Origin of the sequence: Flavobacterium daejeonense DSM 17708 (assembly GCF_000425425.1) — a bacterium.
Classification (GTDB): Bacteria; Bacteroidota; Bacteroidia; order Flavobacteriales; family Flavobacteriaceae; genus Flavobacterium; species Flavobacterium daejeonense.
The window spans coordinates 1-24,988 of the sequence record NZ_AUDK01000031.1; the positions used below are offsets into that span (position 1 = coordinate 1).

The 24,988-nt window shown below is 34.7% G+C and carries 22 protein-coding genes; 7 read left to right on the top strand and 15 right to left on the bottom strand.

Going from position 1 to position 24,988, the window contains the following annotated elements; genetic code table 11:
* Window positions 1–114: 114 nt before the first annotated feature.
* From H599_RS0116470 to H599_RS0116505, 8 genes are all read right to left on the bottom strand, one after another.
* Window positions 115–1,464 carry a DEAD/DEAH box helicase gene (locus H599_RS0116470; protein WP_026715135.1) on the bottom strand — a complete coding sequence of 450 codons (1,350 nt, stop codon included), beginning with the start codon at window positions 1,462–1,464 and terminating at the stop codon, window positions 115–117.
* Window positions 1,465–1,616: 152 nt separating this feature from the next.
* Window positions 1,617–2,033 carry a response regulator transcription factor gene (locus H599_RS19975; RefSeq protein ID WP_051590783.1) on the bottom strand — a complete coding sequence of 139 codons (417 nt, stop codon included), beginning with the start codon at window positions 2,031–2,033 and terminating at the stop codon, window positions 1,617–1,619.
* 162 nt (window positions 2,034–2,195) lie between these two features.
* Window positions 2,196–3,461 (bottom strand): YaiO family outer membrane beta-barrel protein, encoded by a 1,266-nt coding sequence (locus H599_RS0116480; RefSeq protein WP_035141825.1) that lies wholly within the window; start codon window positions 3,459–3,461, stop codon window positions 2,196–2,198.
* A 4-nt stretch (window positions 3,462–3,465) separates the two neighbouring features.
* Window positions 3,466–4,893: a glycosyltransferase family 2 protein gene (locus H599_RS0116485; RefSeq protein ID WP_035141813.1), complete on the bottom strand. Its 1,428-nt coding sequence runs from the start codon at window positions 4,891–4,893 to the stop codon at window positions 3,466–3,468.
* Entirely contained in the window at window positions 4,890–5,945 is a 1,056-nt protein-coding gene (locus H599_RS0116490) for a HEAT repeat domain-containing protein (RefSeq protein ID WP_026715138.1), read from the bottom strand. The genes H599_RS0116485 and H599_RS0116490 overlap by 4 nt, the downstream gene beginning before the upstream one ends.
* A gap of 363 nt (window positions 5,946–6,308) precedes the next feature.
* Window positions 6,309–9,101 (bottom strand): T9SS type A sorting domain-containing protein, encoded by a 2,793-nt coding sequence (locus tag H599_RS0116495; protein ID WP_245600537.1) that lies wholly within the window; start codon window positions 9,099–9,101, stop codon window positions 6,309–6,311.
* A 323-nt stretch (window positions 9,102–9,424) separates the two neighbouring features.
* Window positions 9,425–10,189 (bottom strand): TIGR02757 family protein, encoded by a 765-nt coding sequence (locus tag H599_RS0116500; RefSeq protein ID WP_026715140.1) that lies wholly within the window; start codon window positions 10,187–10,189, stop codon window positions 9,425–9,427.
* Window positions 10,190–10,205: 16 nt separating this feature from the next.
* The gene (locus H599_RS0116505) at window positions 10,206–10,871 is read right to left on the bottom strand and encodes an ABC transporter ATP-binding protein (protein ID WP_026715141.1); all 666 of its coding nucleotides are present in this window, start codon (window positions 10,869–10,871) and stop codon (window positions 10,206–10,208) included.
* A 126-nt stretch (window positions 10,872–10,997) separates the two neighbouring features.
* Between H599_RS0116505 and msrA the strand changes: the two genes are divergently transcribed.
* Together msrA and H599_RS0116515 are read left to right on the top strand one after the other, a co-directional pair.
* Complete coding sequence (gene msrA / locus H599_RS0116510) at window positions 10,998–11,549, top strand: peptide-methionine (S)-S-oxide reductase MsrA (protein WP_026715142.1); 552 nt, start codon at window positions 10,998–11,000, stop codon at window positions 11,547–11,549.
* 2 nt (window positions 11,550–11,551) lie between these two features.
* Window positions 11,552–11,818, top strand: coding sequence for a hypothetical protein (locus H599_RS0116515; RefSeq protein WP_394330982.1), 267 nt, complete (start codon window positions 11,552–11,554; stop codon window positions 11,816–11,818).
* On the opposite strand, the gene H599_RS0116520 is transcribed toward H599_RS0116515, so the two are convergent.
* The 6 genes from H599_RS0116520 to H599_RS0116545 form a co-directional block, all read right to left on the bottom strand.
* Complete coding sequence (locus tag H599_RS0116520) at window positions 11,815–12,126, bottom strand: DUF6787 family protein (RefSeq protein WP_026715144.1); 312 nt, start codon at window positions 12,124–12,126, stop codon at window positions 11,815–11,817. The genes H599_RS0116515 and H599_RS0116520 overlap by 4 nt on opposite strands.
* A 33-nt stretch (window positions 12,127–12,159) precedes the next feature.
* Window positions 12,160–12,597, bottom strand: a complete 438-nt coding sequence (locus H599_RS0116525) for a DUF6146 family protein (RefSeq protein WP_026715145.1) — start codon at window positions 12,595–12,597, stop codon at window positions 12,160–12,162.
* A 124-nt stretch (window positions 12,598–12,721) separates the two neighbouring features.
* Window positions 12,722–13,279 (bottom strand): DUF937 domain-containing protein, encoded by a 558-nt coding sequence (locus tag H599_RS0116530; protein WP_026715146.1) that lies wholly within the window; start codon window positions 13,277–13,279, stop codon window positions 12,722–12,724.
* A gap of 98 nt (window positions 13,280–13,377) precedes the next feature.
* Complete coding sequence (locus tag H599_RS0116535) at window positions 13,378–14,328, bottom strand: D-2-hydroxyacid dehydrogenase (protein WP_026715147.1); 951 nt, start codon at window positions 14,326–14,328, stop codon at window positions 13,378–13,380.
* 243 nt (window positions 14,329–14,571) lie between these two features.
* On the bottom strand, window positions 14,572–15,642 hold the full coding sequence (gene serC, locus H599_RS0116540) for a 3-phosphoserine/phosphohydroxythreonine transaminase (RefSeq protein ID WP_026715148.1): 1,071 nt from the start codon (window positions 15,640–15,642) through the stop codon (window positions 14,572–14,574).
* A gap of 93 nt (window positions 15,643–15,735) precedes the next feature.
* Window positions 15,736–16,794 carry an acyl-CoA reductase gene (locus tag H599_RS0116545; protein WP_026715149.1) on the bottom strand — a complete coding sequence of 353 codons (1,059 nt, stop codon included), beginning with the start codon at window positions 16,792–16,794 and terminating at the stop codon, window positions 15,736–15,738.
* Window positions 16,795–16,929: 135 nt separating this feature from the next.
* Between H599_RS0116545 and H599_RS0116550 the strand changes: the two genes are divergently transcribed.
* Window positions 16,930–17,280: a 4Fe-4S dicluster domain-containing protein gene (locus H599_RS0116550; protein WP_026715150.1), complete on the top strand. Its 351-nt coding sequence runs from the start codon at window positions 16,930–16,932 to the stop codon at window positions 17,278–17,280.
* Between the two features lie 47 nt (window positions 17,281–17,327).
* On the opposite strand, the gene H599_RS0116555 is transcribed toward H599_RS0116550, so the two are convergent.
* Window positions 17,328–18,071: a class I SAM-dependent DNA methyltransferase gene (locus tag H599_RS0116555; RefSeq protein WP_026715151.1), complete on the bottom strand. Its 744-nt coding sequence runs from the start codon at window positions 18,069–18,071 to the stop codon at window positions 17,328–17,330.
* A gap of 202 nt (window positions 18,072–18,273) precedes the next feature.
* Between H599_RS0116555 and ychF the strand changes: the two genes are divergently transcribed.
* The 4 genes from ychF (at window position 18,274) to H599_RS0116580 (ending at window position 24,962) form a co-directional block, all read left to right on the top strand.
* Window positions 18,274–19,368 (top strand): redox-regulated ATPase YchF, encoded by a 1,095-nt coding sequence (ychF, locus tag H599_RS0116560; protein WP_026715152.1) that lies wholly within the window; start codon window positions 18,274–18,276, stop codon window positions 19,366–19,368.
* 109 nt (window positions 19,369–19,477) lie between these two features.
* Window positions 19,478–19,999 (top strand): NADPH-dependent FMN reductase, encoded by a 522-nt coding sequence (locus H599_RS0116565; protein WP_026715153.1) that lies wholly within the window; start codon window positions 19,478–19,480, stop codon window positions 19,997–19,999.
* Between the two features lie 119 nt (window positions 20,000–20,118).
* On the top strand, window positions 20,119–21,981 hold the full coding sequence (locus H599_RS0116570; protein WP_026715154.1) for a DNA topoisomerase IV subunit B: 1,863 nt from the start codon (window positions 20,119–20,121) through the stop codon (window positions 21,979–21,981).
* 248 nt (window positions 21,982–22,229) lie between these two features.
* The gene (locus H599_RS0116580) at window positions 22,230–24,962 is read left to right on the top strand and encodes a DNA gyrase/topoisomerase IV subunit A (RefSeq protein WP_026715155.1); all 2,733 of its coding nucleotides are present in this window, start codon (window positions 22,230–22,232) and stop codon (window positions 24,960–24,962) included.
* Window positions 24,963–24,988: the final 26 nt, after the last annotated feature.

The following is a 24,988-nucleotide window of genomic DNA, read 5'->3' on the forward strand; positions in this document are numbered from 1 at the left end:
AAATCAAATTTAAACAAAATGAGTCCGATAAAATATCGAACTCATTATTATCAAAATTAATATAAATTTGTCTAAACTTTTGGGTGCAGTCTATTTCATCTTTAGGCTTTTTAATTATTTCTTTTTCTTCTTTTTAGCAGCTTGGTTTTTCAACATATTTCTATTGACAGAGCCATGTGTTTTTTTCTTGGTTTTAGAAGGGCCGCCAAGATTGACTTTTGTATTCTTTTTGGCTTTATCATGAAAAGCCGCTCCGCCTTCTATCTTAGGTTTTTTCATTAAAAACTTAACAGGCTGTCTTTCTTTTTCAGGACCAATTAGTTTGTCAGAAATGGCAACATCTTCAGGGAAATCCTCAATTTCTAATTCCATATCCATCAGGACTTCGGCTTCTACTTTGGCTTCTTCTTCGCGAGGTGTTACAAAACTAATTGCGGTTCCTGTTGCATCAGCACGACCGGTACGACCAATACGGTGCATGTACAATTCGGCAAATTCAGGCATTTCAAAATTGATAACGTGAGTAATATCAGAAATATCCAAACCTCTCGCCATAATATCGGTAGTAATCAATCCGCGTAAACTGCCCTCCTGAAAAGAAGCCATGGTGTTCAAACGGTAATTTTGTGATTTATTGGAATGGATCAAACCAAATTGTCCTTCAAAATCTTCCTCGATGCGTTCGTGAAGCATATCGGAAATCTTTTTGTTATTGACAAAAATCAGCACACGACTCATGTCTTCATTTGTAGCTAATAAATGTTTTAACAAATTGATTTTGGTATTGAAATTCGGAACGTTATAGGTAATCTGTTTGATTTTTTCCAATGGAGTTCCTGAAGCGGCCAGCGTTACTTCTTCCGGATAATCGAAATAATCGTTCAAAATAGCATCTACTTCATCAGTCATCGTTGCTGAAAATAAGATGTTTTGACGCTTTCTTGGCATCATCGCAAATAAAGAAGTCAGCTGGGTACGGAAACCTAAATTTAGCATTTCGTCAAATTCGTCAATGACTAATTTTTGCATTTCGTCAAAACGGACGACATTGTCCAAAGCCAAATCCATAGTTCTTCCGGGAGTTCCCACAAGAATGTCGGAACCTTCATAAACGTTCTTTTTTTGGGTGTTGATGTTCACTCCACCAAAAATTCCGATGGTTCGGATGGACATGTATTGGGTTAGTTTTTCGATCTCTTCCACTACCTGTACCACCAGTTCGCGTGTTGGAACCAAAATGACAATTTTAGGTGTATGTGTAGGACTAAATTTATATTGTTTTAAAATGGGCAACAAATAAGCAAAGGTTTTCCCTGTTCCGGTTTGTGCAATTCCCATCATATCTCTTCCGGACATAATTACAGAGAAAGATTTCTCCTGAATTGGAGTAGGAGTAGTAAGTCCTATTTCATCAACAGCTTTTTGTAATGATTTAGGAAGATTGAATTGCTCGAAAGTAGCCATAAAACGTAAATTTTGTGCAAAGATAGTCTTTTTGAGGCTAATGAGAGAATAGGTAAGAGGAATCTGTTTTTTATTGGTTTTGTCTTAAAAAAAACAAGCAGGAATCTAATTAAGAAGATGTCCTGCTTGTTTTATTTTTAAGCTCGTTATATTTATGCGCTTATGGCATTTTTGATAGAATTTTCAAAAAATTGGTTCTTAGCAAACAATCTTTTTACTCTGAGTTTTAATTCATTTGGGTTAAATGGTTTTGGTACAAAATCATCTGCACCTAAGTTAAAGGCTTCCATTACGGTTCCTTCTTCTTCTCCCATTGCTGATACAACAATAACTGGAATATCTGCGTGATTTTCTTTTGCAAAACTTATTATTTCTAATCCGGATTTGAAAGGGAGTATAATGTCAGTAATAATCATCGCAGGATTGATGGTTTTTAATTTTTCGAGACCTTCAATACCATCTTTAGCAATTACTGTTTCGTATCCTTCTTTTCGAAGCACGAATTCTAAAATTTTCACCATTAAAATATCGTCTTCAATAACTAAAATTTTCTTTGCGCTATTTTCCATTTTTATGTGATATTTTGTGTTTAGAAACTTTTTTTATAAAATCTTTTTCTATTAAAGATTACAAACAAATATAACTTTAAAAAATTAATTTATCGATAAAGAGCAAAAAATATCGATGAAATGCATTATTTATTGGTGTTATGTAAGTTTTGTATTCTTTTTTTATAGTTTGTATTGAAACATTAATGCTATTTCAATTTCATTTTGTTTTAAATCTGGTGCGTACTCCTGATTATTGACTGTTAATTGTAAACCTGTTAGGTAATGTTTATTGATTAATTTAAAATATCCGCCTCCAATTCGATAAGAATTTAATGAAACTCTATTTTCATATTGTCCCAAAGTAGATCTCTCATCAGGAGAAGAGCCATAACCGGCAATTAAGCTTAGGTAATCAAACTGCGTATCAAAATAATATCGGCTAGTTAGTGTAAATGCCGGATAAATAGAATTGTTGTTGCTTTGAATATAAGATTTTAGGTTAATCCAGTATGAGCCAATGTATTTTCCAACACCCACAACAGCAGTAGTAAAATCGGCATCAAGTGTTTTTACATATCGGATTCCTAAATCAGCTTCCCATCCATTTGAAAAATTTTGAAAATAAGAGTATCCTAATTTTAATTTTGGAAAAACAGTTTTTTCACTATACGCTGCATTAAGATAGGAATAACTTTTTTTACCTGTAAAAAGGTAGGATTCAGCTTCATATTGAACACCGTCAATAATACTTTCGCCGGAAGCGAATCTGTTAGCGTAACTTACCCGACCAATTAATGAACCCCAGTTGCGTTGTTTGATGTATTGCAAACTTCCTAAATGCCAAGGACCGTAATTTTTCCTGTCAAAAGCAGTATAACTATAATTAATTCCTATTCTTTCTGAATTGTTTTTGGTTTCTAAAATGAAAATACGTTGCTTTAATTCGGCATCATTTGGATATTGTAATTCCAATGTTTTTACATAGTCGTATTCTTTTTGTTCATTATTTTCTAATTGATAAACGAGAAGTTTTTTATATCGGAAATTTTTGTTTTCAGGATGGTTTTGGAGTGCTTTGTTTATTGTTATCTCGGCTTCATTGTATTTTTTTTCTTCTAAATTCAAATTGGTTAAATACAAAAAAGCTTCTTCATACTTTGGATTTCTGTCAATAACATAATTGAAATAGTAACGGGCACTATCTTTTTTTTGAGTTATTTGATAAATTCTTCCGGACAATAGATAAAAATCCAGATAATCAGGAGCAAGTTTAATTCCTAATTGCGACTTTTTTAATGCCGATGGATAATTTTGTTCAACATTAGCTTCGTGAAGAGCTTCTTTTAATAAATTATCAGTATCAATTTGTTGAGCAAAAAGACTATAATTTACTAAAAGGATTAGATAAGTTAATATTGTTAGTATTTTATTATTATTAGTTATCATAGTGTTAATTGTCATTTTGAGTGTTAAAACCTTGTCTTTGCATGTTTCCCCAGGCCTGTTCTTTTTGTCTGAAAAAATGATAATAACCTTTTAAAGAGGCATAAACATTTATAGGGTGATAAAAAATAGGTTCAATAATCGCAGTCATAATAAGAATAAGTATTTCTTTTACGCTAGAGTAGTGTTTGTAAAGTATTTCGTCTAATAAAATAGATATTATTGTGAGATTTAAATAGAATAGATACACTGCAATGGTCAGGTATAAAAAACTCTCGTAATTTATGTTCAAATAGAAAAAGGAGATGATTAATGTAATAAATCCAATTGCTTCTAAAATGGGTACTAAGAATTCGAATGCAAAGAAATAAGGGAAAATTAAAAATCCGGTTCTTCCATATTTCGGATTAAAGAACATATCTTTATGTAAATTAAGTGTTTGGATTAAACCTCTTGCCCAACGTACACGTTGACGAATTAAGATTTCTCGATTTCCCGGAACTTCTGTCCAGCATAAGGATTCAGGAATGTATTTTACTGAAAAATCTAGTTTATTATCATACATATATTTTCGCATTCGGGTAATAAGTTCCATATCTTCTCCTAAAGATTTGTGCCAGTACCCTCCGGCTTTAACGGCTATTTCTTTGTCAAACATTCCCAGTCCTCCGGAAACTAAAAGTAAGCTGTTTAATTGACTCCAGGCCATTCTTCCAAATAGAAATGCCCGTACATATTCCAATTCCTGAAATCTTGGATACCAGCCTTTAGGAAATCTTATTTTGACTAAAAATCCCTCTTTTACTTCACAAGAATTTGAAATTCGAATTCCTGCACCTGTTGCAATTACTCTTTTTTTACTTTCAATAAATGGTTTAGCTAATTTTATGATAGTATCATTTTTCAAAATACAATCAACATCAGTACAAAGAAATAAAGGATGTTTTGACGAATTAATACCAGCATTAGAAGCATCGGCTTTACTTTTTCCATTTTCTTTATCCACAACTAAAAGTTTAGAATAAACCGGGTTTGTCGATTTGTAATGACCTCTCACCGTTTTTGTTGGGATTTTTTCCTGATAAAAGAAATCTATTTTGACTAATTCAAATTCTTTTATAAGTTTTTCTAAGGTATCATCCGTACTACCATCATTTACCAGTACTACTTCATATTTAGGGTAATTTAGAGAAAGCAAAGATTTTACATTGTAAACTACATTAGCTCCTTCATTAAAGGCCGGAGCAATTACAGAAACTCCCGGGATGTAGTTTGATTTTAATAATACATCATCATGAATAAAATATTTTGCATTAAGGTGTTTTTTAATAGCATAGTAAGATAATACCGCTAATAACATGTAAAAAAGGATATAAGCAGAGGAAAAAACAGCTACAAATATTTCATAATATTCGATAAAATTTTTGAGTATCATATAGAAGGTATTTTTACATGTTGAATCATTTTACTAATCTCATGATTGCCTATAAAGTTTTCAATAAAGTTTGAATTCATTTTGGAAAGACTTTTTACCGCTTTTAGTTTAATGTCAGAATCTATCGGTTTTTTTAATAAGTTATAAATAAACTCTTCGGTGTCTTTACTTCCAATTACAGCTAAAGTTTTGAGTATTTCGAGCTGGTTGTTCTTGCTTTCGGTGTCAAATAACTCAATTAGTTGTTTCTCAGTATCAAATATAAAGAGCTGTCTAATGGCCGTAATAACAGCCAAGCGTATTTTTTCATCATCCGATTTTAAATGTGTGATAATCGATTGATTTTCATTTGTATAATTGTAAAAAGCCATGAGCTTAATCCCTAATCGTACAATTGACGGATTTGTTGAATGTATCCAATCTTTTAGGTTACCGGGTATTGGCGGCTTTTTTTGATGAATGATATTCATGATGTTTATTTCACCGGCTAAAAATATTGGTTTTTGGTAATTATATAAAAGGCCTAAATTTTCAGGTTCCAGTGAAATTACAGTAAGATAAGCGCTTGAGTTTAGAATCCTGTTTTTATGATTTAAAAATGGGGTTACATAATCTTTTCCTTTGCGGTATTCCAGGGCTTTTAGATGATACATGCCAAGACAATTTAAATACTTCTTTTTACTCTTTAAAAGAGAAATACTGTAGTTAAACAAATCAAACTGTTCGTAGATTAAGTGAGATGTTTTGATGATATCACCTTTTAAATTTCGTTTCAAAAAGATAATTTTATTTAAAACTATTTTTTTGCACCACTTCTTTTTAAATGGAATTTCTTTTTTGAAATCATTAATTTTTGACTTTAGTTCGTTTGCTTCGTAAGCCGAAAATACTAAAGTGGTTAAAAAATCATCAATTTTGGCTTTTACTAAATTGATTTTTGGCTGACGTAAATTAAAAAGTAATCTGTTTAAAATTAATATTACAATCAAAACCAGAAATGCAAGTCCTAAAAAGGGTAAAATGATATGAGTCAAAGAGTAGGTTAGATCCATATTTTTCCTAGGTTAGTAGTTTATAATTGGGGTTTAATTACATGATAAAAGTAATAAATAAAAATGTAGAAATATCGATAAAGTGTGTAAAAATATCGATAAAATACAGTTTCTGTATAAAATAAATATAAAAAACTTACAATTTTATATTTAGGAATAATTGTTTTTTTTGAGGAATATTTAAAATCTTTCAAAGAGGCTAAGTCTAAAAAGGTAAAATTTTATTTAACTGGATACAGCGCATCTAATTTGACGAAGTTTGATGTTTAATTCGAAAATTATTTGAAGGATTCAGATTGGAATTATAGTATAAAAAAAATGGCAACTTGAAAAGTTGCCATTGGTTTAAAAATTAATTAAAACTTATTGGATGATGATTTTTTGTGAATGTATTATTTTTTTTGTTGAAAGATTTAAAACATTTAGTATGAAAACTCCTTTTAACTGTAAACTGACGTTTTCCTGACGACCTTCTTTAAGAATTCCTTTTTTGACTTCTTTTCCAAAAATATCATAGATTTTGTATTCTGCATTAGAATTAGTATCAGTTTCATCACTGTCATTGGTCATTAGTATAGAAAATGAACCATTATTTGGAATAGGCCAAGCATTAACTTGAGTAGAGATTTCTGGATTCTTTTTTGTTGCTGACAAAGAATATTCGTTAACTATATTTACCCTGCGGGTCATTGTTGCACCGGTATTGTCACTAACGGTAAAATCAAATGATCCTAATCCGCTGGCTGTTGGTCTGTATTCTACTATGTTAGAAACTAAAGTAGCATTTCCTTTTTCAATATTAGATAAGGAGTAACTAACTCCATCGGTAAATCCTCTCGAAAGTTTTTTGATATCAATACTTACTTTGTGTCCTTTTGGAGATTCGTAATGAGGTAGTGACATCCATTGTAGATACTCATCCAGATTAGTGTAACCGTCTAAATCTTCATCAGCATTAGTATCTGAAAAATCTCCAATTGCAGAATTTAGATTTGTTCCTTTGATAGCCTCCCACCAGTTTGGTAATCCATCCTGATCAGTATCCCAATCAATATCTCTGTTAACTTCAGGATAGTTTTCATATCCGCCAACGTCTGATTCATTATCCGGAAATCCAGGTTTACCGGTTACACTTCCGGTATAGGTATAAGTTCCGTTTAGTGTTTCAGTAATAATTCTTTCGTCATGTTCGTCAAATTCCGGTTGTACGCATCCCACATCAGAAAGTACAATTTTATATGCTTCACCGGCTGTTTGTGTGGTTACATAAGATGGAAAAAAAGGAGTGTCAACAAAGTTGTCATATTGATAAGTAGCTCCATTTGAAAAAGAAACTTTTCGTCCGGCAGCCTGATTGCTTTCGTCAAAATATCCCGGCATCACATTTCCGTTAAAATAACATCTTTGCATTCCGGTACCCACATTTTCATTTTGTTGGTTGAAAGCAACAAATATTTTCGAACCAGCTCCGGGTTTATAGTAATTATTAACAAAATTTACTTCCTTAGTTCCTCCGTCAGTAGTTCTTGTGCCCCAATTGTAAACCACATTATTCGTAATGTCCATTCTGCCGGCATAAGCGCCATTACCATCTAATGCACCTCCAAGACTCCAGTTACGACCGTAATTGTGCGCTAACAGATTATGGTGGAAACTTCCGATGTCTCCGCTTATGGTTCCTGCATAACCGTGTTCAGTTCCTGCCGGATAGTTTTGATGTCCTGCGGCATTTAAGGCTTCCGAAATTAAGGTTCTTTGCAGGGTAATATTTTTACCGGAACGTGAACTAAACGCTTCATCTATTGTCCAACTGATGGAACAGTGATCGATGATGCTATGATTCGCACCGGTTAATCCCATTCCGTCATAAGTAGGACCTGCGCCTAATCGAACGCGTACATTTTGTACGATAGCATCATTTCCGGTAATTCCAAAAGGAGCGGAGCGAATACAGATTCCTTTGCCTGGCGCCGTTTGTCCGGCAACGGTAACATAAGGTTGACTTAAAACCAAACGCGAGTTTAATTGGATAATTCCTGAAGTATTAAAAACAATCGTTCTTGGTCCTATATCATTGGTAACAGCTTCACGTAAACTTCCCGGACCGCTATCATTCAAATTGGTTACTGCAACCACTTTTCCGCCTCTTCCGCCGCGTGCAAAACGGCCATAACCTTCTGCTCCCGGAAAAGCTAACTGAGCAGGACGTAAACGCCAAATATTGCCTTTTACAATTTCACCATTTGCTAAAACTTCGTCAATTCTCCAGTAATAGGTGCCACCCGTGTATAGTCCATTTACAGTGAAAGAAGTGTTTTCTTTGGGTTGATTTCCTTTATATAAAGAAGAAGAGATGTCTGCGGCTTCAATTGCAGCTAAATCTGTGCCGAAATAAATATTGTGAGATACGGCATTAATGGCAGATGTCCAGCTTAAGGTACTGCTTCCGGAGTTTAATTCTACGTGCTCATCATTATCGTTGGGTTTCGGGTTAGTTGCCTGATTGAAAATGTTAGGTGTATTTAATTCAATTCCATTCAACATCACATTTTTATAGGTTTCATTTCCTGATCTTTCGGCCGCAAAACGAATAATCACATCGGTTCCTGTCGTAGCCTGAAATTTTAAATAAGCTGATTTTGCAGTTGCAGGAGTCAGAGCTCTTACAGTAGGAATCAAATTATCGATTACTAAATTTTCATTGATAGAGATATCAATTGGACTAAAAGTATAAACGGGGCTGTCTACAGCATTTAAAAACGCCATTAAAGTATGTTCTCCGGTTTCTAATCCGCTTATTTTAAGTTCTATCTGACCACCTTCGTTTGCAGTACCGTTTTTCACAGTGACTCCATCACAGACTAATCTGGCGTAACTAGGAGCCTGAATTCCGGCTTTGTACCAATTGGTACCTAAAATGTCTCCTTTGTCTCCAACTTTGGTTAATGTAAATGTGACGCCGTTTACTGTTTTGCTGGCTGTATTAGTGGTAATTACCCAAGGGGTATACCCGGATTCACTCACTTCGGCAGTGCTTCTTCCTGATTGATCAAAATCAATTTTTACTACTGGATTCTGAGCAAAAATTGCGGTGGTTTTCATAGTAAGGCATGCTATTGCCATTACTAATGATGGTTTCATGTAATTTTTTAGCATTTAAGTAGGTTTTTTTAAGGTTATTAATGGACATATTTATTTAAAATATTTTATTTCATAGTAGATATTTTTAGGTTAAAATGAATTACTTTTAATTGTAAACGTTTACATTTTATAACATGCTTTTCAAATATTTTATTTTAGTTCGGGTTATAAAATTAGAAATATAGAAAACAAATTAGGGGTAAAAATTACTTTTAAAGCGGGGTCAAATTACAATTTGATGCTAAAACAGTACTAAATTGACAAAAAAACTTATTGGCTGGTGCTATACTTTTAATTTACTTTAAATTGAGACTAACGATGATGCATAGTAAATTGGTTTAAAAACCTTCAAAAACACCAAGACCAAAAAGAGCAAAATCGTATTTGACAGGATCATTTGAGTCTAATTCCCTAAGTTTAGTATCTAATTCTAAAAGTGCTTTTCCATCATTTTGTTTACGAAGTAACAAACCTAATTTTCGGGCAACATTTCCGGAATGTACATCCAGTGGACAGGAAAGTTTCGACGGAGCGATAGATTTCCAAATTCCTAAATCCACTCCGTTGTTGTCCTGACGACACATCCAACGCAAATACATGTTGATTCTTTTAGCGGCCGAATTGTTCAACGGATTCGAAATGTGTTTTTGAGTTCGGGAAAGATGCGGGATTTCAAAAAATATTTTCTTGAATTCCGAGATGCTTTTTTGCATAGAAATTTCTTCCTGATTTTTAGCAAAAACAGCTTCCAGTCCGTCATGATTTTTATAAATATTTTGAAGTGATTGGATGAATCCAATAAAATCCTGACCGTTGAAAGTGCGGTGTACAAATGATCCTAATTGGTCTAAATTACTTTCAGAATGGGACATGACAAAATCATAAGGAGAATTTCCTATCAAATCCATCATCCGGTGACTGTTTTTTATAATCATTTTTCGGTTTCCCCAGGCAATGGTGGCACTTAGAAAACCGGCAATTTCAATATCTTCTTTTTGGGTAAATAAATGCGGAATTTGAACCGGATCACTTTCTATAAAATCCAGCGTGTTGTATTGCAGTACTTTTTCGTCCAGAAAATCTTTGAGTTCGGAGAAATTCATATTCCGGAATTGTATATTAATGGTCGCTAATTAAGCCGTCAACCATAACCAGTTTTCGGTCGGCCATATTGGCTAATTCTTCGTTGTGTGTCACAATAACAAAGGTTTGTCCAAATTCGTCTCTTAGCTTAAAAAACAATTGGTGTAAATTTTCTGCCGAATGTGTATCCAAATTTCCGGAAGGTTCATCGGCAAAAATAATTGCGGGTTTGTTAATTAAAGCTCTGGCAACAGCCACACGTTGTTGTTCTCCGCCGGAAAGTTCACTGGGTTTGTGGTGAATACGATGCGAAAGTCCCAAATAAGTCAGTAGTTTGATGGCTTCTTCTTCGGTTTCTTTTTTGTTTTTTTTGGCAATAAATGCCGGAATACATACATTTTCCAAAGCGGTAAACTCCGGTAATAATTGATGAAATTGAAAAATAAATCCCAAATTCAAATTTCTGAATTTGGATAAATTTTTATCATTCATCGATAAAATATTTTCATTGTTGATACGAAGTTCAATTTCGTTTTCCTGATTAGGCTTGTCTAAAGTACCAAGAATTTGTAAAAGCGTTGTTTTTCCTGCTCCCGAAGCACCTACAATAGAAACAATTTCTCCTTTTTGAATATGTAAATCAACACCTTTCAGTACGTGAAGCTGGTCGTAATATTTATGTAAGTTTTTAGCTTGTATCATCAATTGGCAGTTTTTACAAAGAAACAAAGATTTTAAGGATTATAAAATGAAGCAGACTATATTTTTGGTTTAAAAAGCATAAATTTGAGTTAATAAAAAAGAAAACATTTTTTTAAAAAGAAGCTTATGAAAAAAGAAATGATAACAGAGGTGACAACCTTAGCAGGAGGTTGTTTTTGGTGTATGGAAGCTGTTTTTTTAGAGTTAAAAGCTGTTGAAAAAGTGGTTTCGGGTTATATAGGCGGAAAAACAGAAAATCCTACATATAAGGAAATTTGTCAGGGCGATACCGGTCATGCCGAGGCAATTCAGGTTTATTTTAATCCGGAGGAGATTTCTTTTGGCGAAATATTGGAATTGTTTTTTGCAACACACGACCCAACAACTTTAAACCGTCAGGGGAATGATGTAGGGACACAATACCGAAGCGAGATTTTTTATCATAATGAGGAACAAAAAGTAATAGCCGAAGATTTTATTCAATTTCTAGAGGAAGAAGCTGTTTTTGAGAAACCAATTGTGACTAAAGTTTCACCGACTACTATTTTTTATGAGGCTGAGGATTATCATCAAAATTATTACAATCAAAATAAATCACAGGGTTATTGCGCTTTTGTGATTGCGCCAAAAATTGATAAGGTAAGAACTTATTTTAAAGATAAATTAAAAGAAAACTAATCTTGGAAACGGCTTATAAAAAACTTTTTTTAGGAATTCTTTTTGATGCTATCGGAATGCTGTCTTTTAGTATTCCTTTTGTCGGGGAATTTTCAGATGTAGTTTGGGCGCCGCTTTCCGGATTTTTAATGACCCGAATGTATAAAGGAAAGCTTGGAAGAATAGGAGGAATTATCTCTTTTGTAGAAGAATTTTTGCCTTATATTGATTTTATCCCCACTTTTACTTTGAGCTGGATTTATTATTATAAGTTTAAAAAGAAAGATTAATCAGTGTTGTTTTTAAATAAAAATCCCAAACCCATTTTGCGAAGCATTTTTTTTTCAAATGCCCAGAAAAATTTGAACTGGCCAAATAAAAAACCGATAATTACCAGCAAAATTTGGTATAAAGGCAACACAATTAGCAGGCGAACAGGCGTGTGCCAGAAACCAAAATCTTCTTTTAAAATTCCTAACCAGATACAAACAGGCTTAGAAATCCATGCCGAAGCTGATCCTGTTATGGCAAAAACGATAAAAATTATGGTGAGTTGAAAATTAGACTCTACTTTCCAACGTTCTTTTAATCCTTTCATCTTTATTTATAATGATTACAAATGTACTAAAGATTATCTTAAAGGAACGCGGCCATAAAGTTTTTGGTGGTAATTATTTTGAAAATAAATCATATAATTATAGATAAGGTAGTTGACTTCGTAGCCATAATTGATATTTGAATCGTAATCAATACTCATTTCATACAAATCCCGACTATAGCGTTGTGGTTGCAAAAAACGATTGTTCCATTCGTTAATATAAATTCTGTTTTTGTTTTCTAAATAAGTTTGTGTGTAAAAACCGCGCGGATAAGCCATCGAATTTAACCAAAAATTAAATCCGGGATCGATAATGATGACTTCGTATTCTAAATCTTTGTTGGCAATTTTTACGGTGTCAGAACTTTGACGTTCCTGATAATCATTTTTTGTTACTTTGGGTTTGTTTGTCGCACAACTTATAATAATCAGTCCAAAAATTAGAATTAATAGGGAAAGTTTTGTTTTCATGACGCTCAGCGAATTGGTTTTGCACTATTAAATTTACGAATTTAATTACTGAATTCTGTCGTTTAGGTACAAAAAAGCCATTTGTCCCTGTGGTAAATGGCTTTTGAAAAAACGAGTTTAAAAATTATTTTCCGAAAAGTTTGCCCAGCATTCCGCCTAAGCCTCCTTTTTTAGTGAGTTCGATAGCGTCGTCTAAATCTACTTTTCCATCCGAGTTTTGGTCTAAACCAAAATGAATTCCGTATTCTCCGATGGCTTCCATGATGCTGGCGTGTTCCGGGCTGTTTCCGCCGGTTAAGGAGTCCAGTAAGCCGGAAAGATTGATGCTGGTATCTTTTGGGTCGTTAGCTTTTTGAATTAAGGAACTTAGTACTTTTGGAATCATGGCTGTCACTGACGAAGTTGCTGTGGCGGAGCTGATTCCTAATTTTTCTGTTAATGAATTTGAAACGTCTTTTGTAATTTGTTGTACGGCCGGATTGTTTTTGTCAATATCCTGGCCTTGTAGGAGTCCTGCAATTTGCGATAAATCAGCCTGACTGGCTATTTTTTGTAAGCTGGAAAAAATAGAGTTGCTGGTTTCCTGCAAAACGGCTTGGTTTTGTTCGTGCGGGATTGCTTCGTTTTTTATAACTGCATCTTCACCAAATTCCTGTACTAATTGTGCTAATTGATCTAACATGAGATTCGCTTTTATAAGGTTACTTATCAAATTTAATAAAAAAAGGACTCATTAGCAATTTGTAATGAGTCCTTTTGTGTTATAAAAGCCTTAAATTATTAGCTCAATAAACTAATGATTTGTGAAGCAAGTTCAGTTCCAATTCTGTCCTGAGCCTCTCCAGTTGCAGCTCCAATGTGTGGAGTCAAAGAGATTTTTGGGTGCATTAAAAGTTGTGTAGCCGGAGTTGGTTCGTTTTCGAAAACGTCTAAACCTGCAAAAGCAACTTTTCCGCTGTCTAAAGCTTTTACTAAATCAACTTCGTTGATAACTCCACCACGGGCACAGTTTACAATTCCTACACCGTTTTTCATGGTAGCGAATTCTTTTTCAGTTACAATGTATCCGTTTTGAGCAGGTACGTGTAATGTAATGAAATCAGATTCAGCAAAAACAGATTCTAATGATTGTGTTTTGATTGTTGTTGTAACAGATTGTCCGTCAAAGAACTCTACTTTTACATCAACTTGCGGGATGAAACTATCAGCAGCGATAACTTTCATTCCTAATCCAAGAGCCATTTTAGCAGTAGCCTGACCAATACGGCCAATACCTACGATACCTAAAGTTTTGCCTCTTAATTCAACTCCGTTAGCATAGGCTTTTTTCAATTCGTTGAATTTAGTATCACCTTCTAATGGCATGTTTCTGTTAGAGTCGTGTAAGAAACGAACTCCTGTTAACAAATGACCGAAAACTAATTCAGCAACCGATTCTGATGAAGATGCAGGAGTATTGATTACGTGGATTCCTTTGCTTTTAGCGTATTCCACATCAATATTATCCATACCTACACCACCACGACCAATGATTTTAATGCCCGGACAAGCATCAATAATGTCCTTACGAACTTTAGTAGCACTACGAACTAAAATCACGCTTACGTTGTTTTCGTTGATGTAGTTGGCTACTTGTTCCTGAGCAACTTTTGTAGTGATTACTTCAAAACCACCTTTTTCTAAAGCTAAGATTCCACTTTTTGAAATCCCGTCGTTTGCTAATACTTTCATGTTTTGTTATTACATTACGAGGTTTAACCCCCAAATTAATTGAATGTTTTAGAAGCTGTTTCCCGCTATCCGTTTCAATCTTGTGTCGGCGTAGATGCCTGCCGCCACAAGGATTTCCGCTTCTATCGGGGCTAGAGCCTCTGCTAGCAATTTCAATTTAAAGATTGAAAAATTCAATCAATAGATTTTATTTAAATAAATATAGATTCTTTAATCTTTCGATCATTGAATCTTTTAATTTATTTAAACTGCTTTCTCTAAAGCCTGCATTACATCTACCAATACTTGTACGCTTTCAATTGGCATAGCATTGTAAATAGACGCTCTGTAACCACCTACTGAACGGTGACCAGGAAGACCAGAGATTCCGGCTTCTTTCCACATTTTGTCAAATGTTTCAGTGTGTTCCGGATTTGTTAACAAGAAAGTTACATTCATGTTAGAACGGTCTGCTGCAACAGCAGCTCCTTTGAATAATGGGTTTCTGTCAATTTCGTTATAAAGCAATTCAGCTTTAGCATTGTTAAGTTTTTCAACCGCTGCGATACCGCCTTTTTCCTTGATCCATCTCAATGTCAATAGAGATGCGTACACAGGGAAAACAGGAGGGGTGTTGAACATACTTTCTGCTTTAACGTGTTTGGCATAATCCAACATACTAGGAATGTTGCGACCGTTTTTACCAATGATTTCTTCTTTGATAACCACTAAAGTTGTTCCTGCAGGGCCCATATTTTTTTGAGCACCGGCATAAATAATATCAAATTGAGAAAAATCTAAGTCTCTGGAAAAAATATCCGAACTCATGTCGCAAACTAGCGGAACATTCGTTTTAGGGAATTCTTTCATTTGAGTACCAAAAATAGTGTTGTTTGAAGTACAGTGGAAATAATCTGCATCAGCAGGAATTTCATATCCTTTTGGAACATAAGTGTAGTTGTCTTCTTTTGAAGAAGCAACAATAACAGTTTCTCCAAAAAGTTTGGCTTCTTTAATAGCTGCAGTAGCCCAGGTTCCTGAATCTAAATAAGCTGCTTTTCCTCCTTCTTTCATCAAGTTGTAAGGAACCATTAAAAATTCTAAACTAGCTCCACCGGCAAGAAAAAGAGCCTGATATCCTTTTCCTTCTAATCCAAGCAATTCAAGAGCCAATACTCTTGCTTCGTCCATAACAGCAACAAAATCTTTGCTGCGGTGCGAAATTTCTAAAATCGATAATCCTGAATTATTGAAGTCTAAAATAGCTTGTGCTGATTTCTCAAAAACTTCTTGTGGTAAAATACAAGGGCCTGCGCTGTAGTTGTGTTTTTTCATGGTGTAGTTTATGTCCAAAAAATTAAAATGCAAATTTCGGTAATAGGAGTCGAATAAGCATTAAATTATTCATAATAATTATTAAAAATTTTTCTATGTTATTAACAAAAACGATATAGTATCGATATTATCGGCATAATCCCATAATTTTGGCTGTTGGCTTTGTCCGAATGTAGTGCTGTTTTTTATCAAATTATTGCTTACAATACACTGGATTTGGTCACTGTCTTTTTGTAATTTTTTTTCTACTTCCGGCAAGGCGTCGTAATATTCGTAAAATACGCTGGAAATTGGCGATGCGTAGCTGTTGTCTTCTTTGATTGTTAAAAAACCATTGTCTAGGAGTTGAAAATTACTCATCAGAAAAACCGCTTTGTTATAATCGTAATTATTAGCGTATTTTTCATAATGTATCACATCCTGATATTCAAACATGGCTTCAAAAAAAGAGTCAAAAACATATCCTTTAGGAACAAAAAGTTTGGAAACATTGCGGCATCCTAATCCAAAATACCTGAAAATATCTTCTCCCAAAGCGATTAATTGTTCTTTGGTTTCTTCGCCGTTTAAAACAGCAACGGAATTGCGGTTTTTGCGGATAATAGAAGGTTTGTCCTTAAAATAATATTCAAAATAACGGGCGGTATTGTTGCTTCCGGTAGCGATTACTGCATCAAAATTTTCCAGTTTTCCTTCGGTAAAAGTGATTTTTTCGGCTAATTCGGGAGCAATATGAATAAGGTATTTGGCTAAAAAAGGTAATAAATGTTGGTCGTTTGAGGATGTTTTTACCAAAACATCATGTCCTGTTATTAACACACAAAGAAAATCATGAAAACCTACCAGGGGAATATTTCCGGCAAGAATTAAGGCAATTCTTTTTGATTTGACTTTGTCAAAAGAATACATCGAAAGCCATTGATTGAGGTTTTCTTCGGTTAAGGCAGTTGCCCAGGATTGTACTGCATAATGCACTTGTTCAGGCGTGTACCAGCCGTTATGGGATTGCGAAAGCTGAATCAAATTTACAAAAGAATCAAAAAAAACAGTGTTGCCCTGTACGTCCTCTCTCTGTTTATTTTCGGCCTCAGAAAATTGGCTGAGAAATTTTCCTAATTCCACAAAAATATTTTTTTTGCTTTCTATTGTCATATTGTTTGCTTATGAAATGTTTTGATTGTAATTTTGCACAAAAATAAGTATAATATAGTCGAAAGACAAAAGTTATAATCTACAGGTTATTAAAACTTGAAAACTTTTGTACTTTAACCATAAAACTAAGTAATAATGGCAATTATCATAACAGACGAATGTATCAACTGTGGTGCATGTGAACCAGAATGTCCAAATACAGCAATCTATGAAGGAGCTGATGACTGGAGATACAAAGATGGTACAAAATTAAGTGGAACAGTAGTTCTTCCTGACGGAACTGAAGTGGATGCTGAAGAGGCTCAAACTCCAATTTCTGATGAAATTTATTATATTGTTCCGGGAAAATGTACAGAGTGTAAAGGATTCCACGACGAGCCTCAATGTGCTGCTGTATGTCCTGTAGATTGTTGCGTTCCGGATGAAAATCATGTTGAGGATGAGGAAACCTTGTTGAACAGACAGGCTTTCTTACATAATGAATAGAGAATTATATTTTTAATTTCAATTTAAAAAAATCCTAAGCTTTTTGTTTAGGATTTTTTTTTGGCCACGATTACAAAAGTGTCAAAAGCGTATGTTTTGCGGTCAATGATTTCCTGAATTTCAAAATTGTGCAGGTATAAAAACAATTGCATTTCGTTTAGTGTAAAAACCCGTACCGTAGAATAATCATTAGCAATAATAGTAGTGTTGTCTATTTCGTCTTTATAATATTTTGCCGTCCATTCCAGAATAAAATTATCGTGGGAACTGATTTCCCAATCGCTTTTTCGAAAATAGGAATGTCCTTTGTATTGCGCACTGTGGATGACCGTTTTGTTTTCTTTGATAAAAGGGATATAACGATTAGCATCGATAAAATCAAAAATAATAATGCCGTTTGGATTCAGATTGTTGTATAAACAGCTAAAAGTATCGTTAATGTCATTGTTAGTAATCAGATAACTGGTGGAACGGCTGGTAATAATGATAGCATCCGCTTTTTTTTCCAGATTAAAATCGCGCATGTCGCCGTGGAGGAATTCACAATCCGGATTTCTTTTTTGCGCAATGGCAATCATGCTTGTGCTAAAATCAAGTCCGCGGTAGTTTTGGTGGTTTTCAATAAAACGTTTGGCAATATTTCCTGTTCCGCTTCCTATTTCCAGAATAGATTTTGGTTCATTTTTTTGAAGCAGATTGTTGTAAAAAGCATATTCTTTGTCATAATCTATAAAACTTTGGTACATGGCGTCGTAAATTTCGGCCATTTCATCAGGATAAAGATTAATCATAGCGTTTTAGAATTTTAATCCTAATCAATTAAGGATTTATTAGTCAAAAAGAGCATTTGCAAGATAAGCTTTTTTTGTGTGAAGTAAATGCTTTGTATAAATTTTAGAATTATGCTAACTCTGCGTTTTATATAGTATATTTGCACACTTTTAAAATAAAAATTAAACACATAGCAAAACGCTAGTTGTAAACAATACGATCATGAAAGCAGGAATTGTAGGATTACCAAATGTTGGGAAATCAACTTTATTTAATTGTTTGTCTAATGCTAAGGCGCAAAGTGCAAACTTTCCTTTTTGTACTATCGAACCTAATATTGGTGTGGTTAATGTACCGGACCCCAGAATTGCCCGTTTGGAAGAATTGGTGAAACCGGAACGTGTGCAAATGGCAACGGTTGATATCGTAGATATCGCCGGATTGGTAAAAGGTGCCAGTAAAGGAGAAGGTTTAGGAAACCAGTTTTTGGGAAATATCCGCGAGTGTAATGCTATTATTCATGTATTGCGTTGTTTTGATAACGACAATATTGTGCATGTTGACGGGAATGTAAATCCTATTCGTGACAAAGAAACAATTGATATCGAGTTGCAGTTGAAAGACTTGGAAACGGTTGAAAAACGTTTGGAAAAAGTAAATCGTGCGGCTAAAACCGGAAATAAAGAAGCGCAGACCGAAAAAGCACTTTTGGATCGAATTAAAGAAGCTTTATTACAGGCAAAATCAGCCAGAACAGTTGTTCCTCAGTCGAATGAGGAAGAAGCTTTGATGGAAGATTTTCAATTGATTACTACGAAACCGGTTTTGTATGTTTGTAATGTAGATGAGGCTTCGGCGATAAACGGAAACAAATATGTAGATCAGGTACGCGAATTGGTAAAAGATGAAAATGCCGAAGTAATTGTACTTTCTGTTGGTGCAGAGGCTGATATTACCGAATTAGAAAGTTATGAAGAGCGTCAGGTTTTCTTAGAAGATTTAGGGTTAACTGAGCCAGGTTCGGCAGTATTGATTCGTGCGGCTTATAAATTATTAAACTTACAAACTTATTTTACTGCTGGTGTAAAAGAAGTTCGTGCCTGGACGATTAATATAGGTGATACCGCTCCAAAAGCGGCCGGAGTAATCCATACCGATTTTGAAAAAGGGTTTATTCGTGCCGAAGTAATTGCTTATGATGATTTCTCTAATTATGGTTCGGAATCCAAAGTGAAAGAAGCCGGAAAATTACGTGTGGAAGGAAAAGAATATATTGTTAAAGATGGAGATGTGATGCATTTCCGTTTTAATGTGTAGTTTTTTAGAATAAAAAAAAAACGAAAAAAGAAAATAGATAAAACTGCTGGAGCCATTCAGCAGTTTTTTTGTTTCTGAATTTTATGTATTTTTCAGGAAAAAAAATACTATGAAAATCATCGCTTTTGGCGGAAGCCCCAGTAAAAATTCTATCAATAAAAAATTAGCCACTTATGCCGCTTCGCTTTTTGAAAATGCCGAAGTCGAAGTCTTGGATTTAAATGATTACCAAATGCCCCTTTTTAGTGTGGATATTGAAGCTGAAATTGGTCAGCATGAATTGGCCAAAGCCTTTTTGGCTAAAATTGAATCGGCTGATTTTTTAGTGGTTTCTCTGGCGGAAAATAATGGAAATTATTCGGCTGCTTTTAAAAATGTGTACGATTGGTGTTCCCGTATTGTGGGTAAAGTTTTCCAGCAAAAACCCATGTTATTGATGGCAACATCTCCCGGAGGCAGAGGAGGTGCGTCGGTATTAGAAATTGCCAAAAGTGCATTTCCCCGTTATGGTGCAGTGATTAAAGAAACCTTCTCTTTGCCACTTTTTGATACGAATTTTGATATAGAAAAAGGAATGATTTCTAATGAGGAATTGGATAATCAGTTGAGGGAGATTGTGAAAGGGATTTAATTGTAAAATCAAAGTGCTTTAGGAGTTGCGTTAGATTATTTTTCGATAAATATTATTTTTGTTTGAATTTTCAAAATCTATTGAGAAACCCTATATTAGCGGAAAATCCACAAAATTTAATGTCAGATCAAAGTAAATATACCGAAGATAATATTCGGTCACTCGATTGGAAAGAGCATATTCGTATGCGTCCCGGAATGTATATCGGGAAATTGGGAGATGGTTCGTCTCCGGATGACGGTATTTATATTTTATTGAAAGAAGTCCTGGATAACTGTATCGATGAGTTTGTCATGGGGGCAGGGAAAACTATCGAAGTGACTATCAGAGACAAAACCGTTTCCGTACGCGATTACGGACGTGGAATTCCGCTTGGGAAAGTGGTTGATGTAGTTTCGAAGATGAATACCGGAGGAAAATACGATTCTTTGGCATTTAAGAAATCGGTAGGTTTAAATGGAGTAGGTACCAAGGCGGTAAATGCCTTATCTACTTTTTTTCGTGTCGAATCGGTTCGTGAAGAAAAACAAAAAGCAGCGGAGTTTTCAGCCGGAAATTTAGTGCTGGAGGAAGATGTAATTGACACAACGAAGCGAAAAGGAACCAAAGTTACTTTTACACCGGATGATGCCATCTTTAAAAACTACAAATTCCGAAACGAATATGTAGTGAAAATGCTCAAAAATTATTGTTATCTGAATACCGGATTAACGATAATTTACAACGGAGAAAAATTCTTTTCTGACTACGGATTAAAAGATTTATTAAACGAAAATATTGCCGAAGAAGACAAGGTTTACGATATTATCCATTTGAAAGGAGATGATATCGAAATCGCAATGACGCATAGTAAATCGCAATATAGCGAAGAATACCATTCGTTCGTAAACGGACAAAACACCACTCAGGGAGGAACACACTTAGTGGCTTTTCGTGAGGCAATTGTAAAAACCGTCAGAGAGTTTTACAATAAAGGTTTTGAACCTTCGGATATTCGAAAATCCATTGTGGGAGCAGTGAGTATTAAGGTAATGGAGCCGGTATTTGAATCGCAAACCAAAACCAAATTAGGTTCTACCGAAGTAGGATCAGAGCCTGGAATGCCGTCGGTACGAACATTTGTGAATGATTTTGTCAAAAATAATTTAGACAATTATTTACACAAAAATCCCGAAACAGCTGATTTGTTACTTCGCAAAATTCTGCAGGCTGAAAGAGAACGTAAAGAACTTTCGGGCATTCGAAAATTAGCTAAAGACCGAGCTAAAAAAGCGAGTTTGCATAACAAAAAACTCCGTGACTGTCGTGTGCATTTACCCGATATTAAAAATCCGCGTTATTTAGAAAGTACGCTATTTATTACCGAGGGGGATTCGGCTTCGGGATCGATTACTAAATCCCGTGATGTGAATACACAGGCGGTGTTTAGTTTGCGTGGTAAGCCTTTGAATTCCTACGGAATGAGCAAAAAGATTGTGTATGAAAATGAGGAATTCAACCTGTTACAAGCGGCTTTAGATATCGAGGACGATATGGAAAATCTGCGTTACAACAACATTGTAATCGCTACTGATGCCGATGTCGATGGGATGCACATTCGATTATTGTTGATTACTTTTTTCCTTCAATTTTTTCCCGAATTGATTAAAGAAGGGCATTTGTATATTTTGCAAACACCTTTGTTTAGGGTTCGAAACAAAAAAGAAACCATCTACTGTTATTCGGAAGAAGAAAGAGTAGCAGCCATAGAAAAATTAAAACCGAAACCGGAAATTACCCGATTTAAAGGTTTGGGAGAGATTTCTCCGAATGAGTTTCAGCATTTCATTGGGGAAGACATCCGATTGGATCCGGTGATGATGGATAGACATACTTCGGTAGAGCAATTGTTATCTTTTTATATGGGTAAAAATACACCGGACCGACAGGAGTTTATCATCAAGAATTTGAAGGTGGAATTAGATACTATTGAAGAGGCTTAATTTTAAAAATAATTAAGTATGGAGAATCAGGATATTCGTTGGAAACAGAAGAGGTTTGAACATTTTGTAAATGCGTTTAAGCAATTAAAAAATGCTAAGCAACTTAAAGAAGAAAGAGACTTTTTTTATTCCTTATAAATTTGATATATCCATTTATAAGGATTTAAAATCTCAAAGTTTAATAGAGCATATTGAAGGAGTTGGTAAAACTTTTTATAAAAGAGAAAACTGAAATAAATTCAGCATAAATGAAAGACGAAGAAGACGATAACATCATTCCAAACAACGAAGAAAATAATTCGGAAGAGAATCCTATTGATGAAAATCAAGATGGAGAAGAGGCTGGTGAAATTATTGACGTAGAGGCTAAACATTTTGAAGGAGAGCATTTTTACGATAATGAAGAAGAAGATGCAAATGATACCATTACCAAAGTTACCGGTATGTACAAAGACTGGTTTTTGGATTATGCTTCTTATGTAATTTTAGAGCGTGCGGTTCCTGCTATCGAGGACGGATTCAAACCGGTTCAGCGTCGTATTATGCATTCGTTGAAAGAGTTGGATGATGGTCGTTATAATAAAGTGGCCAATGTTGTTGGACATACAATGCAGTATCACCCGCACGGTGATGCTAGTATTGCCGATGCCATGGTGCAAATAGGTCAAAAAGATTTACTAATTGATTGTCAGGGAAACTGGGGAAATATTTTAACTGGTGACGGTGCAGCGGCTTCGCGTTATATTGAAGCCCGTTTGTCTAAGTTTGCTCTGGAAGTTTTGTATTCGCCAAAAATTACTGAATGGGGGATGTCTTATGACGGTAGAAAAGCAGAACCGATTAATCTTCCGGTAAAATTTCCATTATTGTTAGCGCAGGGTGCCGAAGGGATTGCCGTAGGTCTTTCTACTAAGGTATTGCCTCATAATTTTAATGAGCTGATTGATGCTTCGATAAAAATTTTAAAGGGGAAACCATTTACCTTGTACCCTGATTTTATGACGGCAGGTATCGCTGACGTATCCAATTATAATGATGGGATGCGTGGCGGGCGTGTACGTGTGCGTGCTAAAATTGCTCAAATTGACAAAAATACGCTGGCAATTACCCAAATTCCTTTTTCAACGAATACATCAACATTGATTGACAGTATATTGAAAGCCAATGATAAAGGCAAAATCAAAATCAAGAAAATCGAAGACAATACCGCCGCCGATGTTGAAATTTTAATTCACCTGTACCCGGGAGTTTCTCCTGATAAAACCATTGATGCACTGTTTGCTTTCACTGCTTGTGAAACTTCGGTAGCGCCTTTAGGCTGTGTTATTGAAGATAATAAGCCTTTGTTTATTGGAGTTTCGGCAATGTTGAAAATTTCGACTAACAGAACAGTCGATTTGCTTCGTCAGGAGTTGGAAATTCAATTGGAAGAGTTAAAAAACAAATGGCATTTTGCTACCTTGGAAAAAATATTCATTCGCGAAGAAATGTATATTGATTTCAAATTATATAGTGACAGGGAATCACTTTATAAATACTTATACGATCGTTTTGAACCTTTCAAAAAATCCTTTATCAGAGAAATTAATGATGAGGATTTACAGCGATTGACTCAAATTCCAATGATTCGTATTACCCGTTTCGATTCGGATAAAGCGGACGATTTCATTTCGAAATTGGAAGACGAAATGAAAGAGGTGGAATACAATTTGGAACATATTATTGATTTTGCAATTGCTTATTTTACCAAATTAAAAGAGAAATACGGTAAAGGCAGAGAACGTCAAACCGAATTACGCATTTTTGATGATATTGAAGCGACTAAAGTAGTATTACGAAATACCAAATTGTATGTGGACAGAGCAGAAGGCTTTGTGGGAACCAGTTTGAAAAAAGACGAGTATGTTACCGATTGTTCGGATATTGATGATGTGATTGTCTTTTTGCGTGACGGAAGTATGATGGTGACCAAAGTGGATGCCAAGACTTTCGTAGGGAAAGATATTATTCATGTAGCCGTTTTTGATAAGAGCGATAAACGCACCATTTACAATATGGTATATCGTGATGGAAAATCGGGGCCTTCTTACATTAAACGATTCAATGTTTCCGGAGTTACCAGAGATAAAATGTATGATTTGACCAATGGAACTAAAGGTTCTATGGTGTTGTATTTTACCTGTAATCCTAATGGAGAAGCGGAGGTAATTACGATTCTTTTGCGTCAAATAAGCAGTATTAAGAAGTTAAAATTCGACCTGGATTTTGCCAAACTGGCGATAAAAGGACGTGCTTCCAAAGGGAATTTGGTAACCAAACATCCGATTAAGAAAATCGATATAAAGGAAAAAGGAATTTCGACTTTATTGCCAAGAAAAATTTGGTACGATGATACGGTGCAACGTTTAAATGTGGACGCCAGAGGAGAACTTTTAGGTGAATTCCGTCCGAGTGATAAAATTTTGATAATTCAGCAATCCGGGAAATTGAAAGTCATTATTCCGGAATTAACGACTCATTTTGAGGAAGATATGATAGTGCTGGAAAAATGGATTCCTAAAAAGCCAATTTCGGCAATTTATTATGATGGTGAAAAAGAACGTTATTATTTAAAACGTTTCTTGGTTGAAAATGAAGCTAAAGAAGATATTTTTATTACAGAACATCCAAATTCGCAATTGGAATTGGTTTCTACTGATTATCGTCCGGTTGTAGAATTGGTATTTCCTAAAATAAAAGGAGTCCAAAAAGAAAGTGTGACAATTGATGTAGAGAATTTTATTGCTGTGAAAGGATTTAAAGCGCTTGGGAATCAATTGACAATGGATAAACTAAAACAGGTTAATGCTTTAGAATCCCTTCCTTATGAAGTCCCTGAAGAAGTAGTAGCCGAAGAAATGGAAGTAAAAGGCGAATTGAATGCCGATGATACTTCAATACAAATGGAAGACGATGGACAAATAGGTCTGGTTTTAGAATAAAAAAGATAAAAGCTCCGTTTAGGAGC

Coding starts and splice junctions, on each gene's coding strand:
- H599_RS0116470 (WP_026715135.1), bottom strand. CDS start 1,464: ATGGCTACTTTCGAGCAATTCAATCTTCCTAAATCATTACAAAAAGCT.
- H599_RS19975 (WP_051590783.1), bottom strand. CDS start 2,033: ATGGAAAATAGCGCAAAGAAAATTTTAGTTATTGAAGACGATATTTTA.
- H599_RS0116480 (WP_035141825.1), bottom strand. CDS start 3,461: ATGATAACTAATAATAATAAAATACTAACAATATTAACTTATCTAATC.
- H599_RS0116485 (WP_035141813.1), bottom strand. CDS start 4,893: ATGATACTCAAAAATTTTATCGAATATTATGAAATATTTGTAGCTGTT.
- H599_RS0116490 (WP_026715138.1), bottom strand. CDS start 5,945: ATGGATCTAACCTACTCTTTGACTCATATCATTTTACCCTTTTTAGGA.
- H599_RS0116495 (WP_245600537.1), bottom strand. CDS start 9,101: ATGCTAAAAAATTACATGAAACCATCATTAGTAATGGCAATAGCATGC.
- H599_RS0116500 (WP_026715140.1), bottom strand. CDS start 10,189: ATGAATTTCTCCGAACTCAAAGATTTTCTGGACGAAAAAGTACTGCAA.
- H599_RS0116505 (WP_026715141.1), bottom strand. CDS start 10,871: ATGATACAAGCTAAAAACTTACATAAATATTACGACCAGCTTCACGTA.
- msrA (WP_026715142.1), top strand. CDS start 10,998: ATGAAAAAAGAAATGATAACAGAGGTGACAACCTTAGCAGGAGGTTGT.
- H599_RS0116520 (WP_026715144.1), bottom strand. CDS start 12,126: ATGAAAGGATTAAAAGAACGTTGGAAAGTAGAGTCTAATTTTCAACTC.
- H599_RS0116525 (WP_026715145.1), bottom strand. CDS start 12,597: ATGAAAACAAAACTTTCCCTATTAATTCTAATTTTTGGACTGATTATT.
- H599_RS0116530 (WP_026715146.1), bottom strand. CDS start 13,279: ATGTTAGATCAATTAGCACAATTAGTACAGGAATTTGGTGAAGATGCA.
- H599_RS0116535 (WP_026715147.1), bottom strand. CDS start 14,328: ATGAAAGTATTAGCAAACGACGGGATTTCAAAAAGTGGAATCTTAGCT.
- serC (WP_026715148.1), bottom strand. CDS start 15,642: ATGAAAAAACACAACTACAGCGCAGGCCCTTGTATTTTACCACAAGAA.
- H599_RS0116545 (WP_026715149.1), bottom strand. CDS start 16,794: ATGACAATAGAAAGCAAAAAAAATATTTTTGTGGAATTAGGAAAATTT.
- H599_RS0116550 (WP_026715150.1), top strand. CDS start 16,930: ATGGCAATTATCATAACAGACGAATGTATCAACTGTGGTGCATGTGAA.
- H599_RS0116555 (WP_026715151.1), bottom strand. CDS start 18,071: ATGATTAATCTTTATCCTGATGAAATGGCCGAAATTTACGACGCCATG.
- ychF (WP_026715152.1), top strand. CDS start 18,274: ATGAAAGCAGGAATTGTAGGATTACCAAATGTTGGGAAATCAACTTTA.
- H599_RS0116565 (WP_026715153.1), top strand. CDS start 19,478: ATGAAAATCATCGCTTTTGGCGGAAGCCCCAGTAAAAATTCTATCAAT.
- H599_RS0116570 (WP_026715154.1), top strand. CDS start 20,119: ATGTCAGATCAAAGTAAATATACCGAAGATAATATTCGGTCACTCGAT.
- H599_RS0116580 (WP_026715155.1), top strand. CDS start 22,230: ATGAAAGACGAAGAAGACGATAACATCATTCCAAACAACGAAGAAAAT.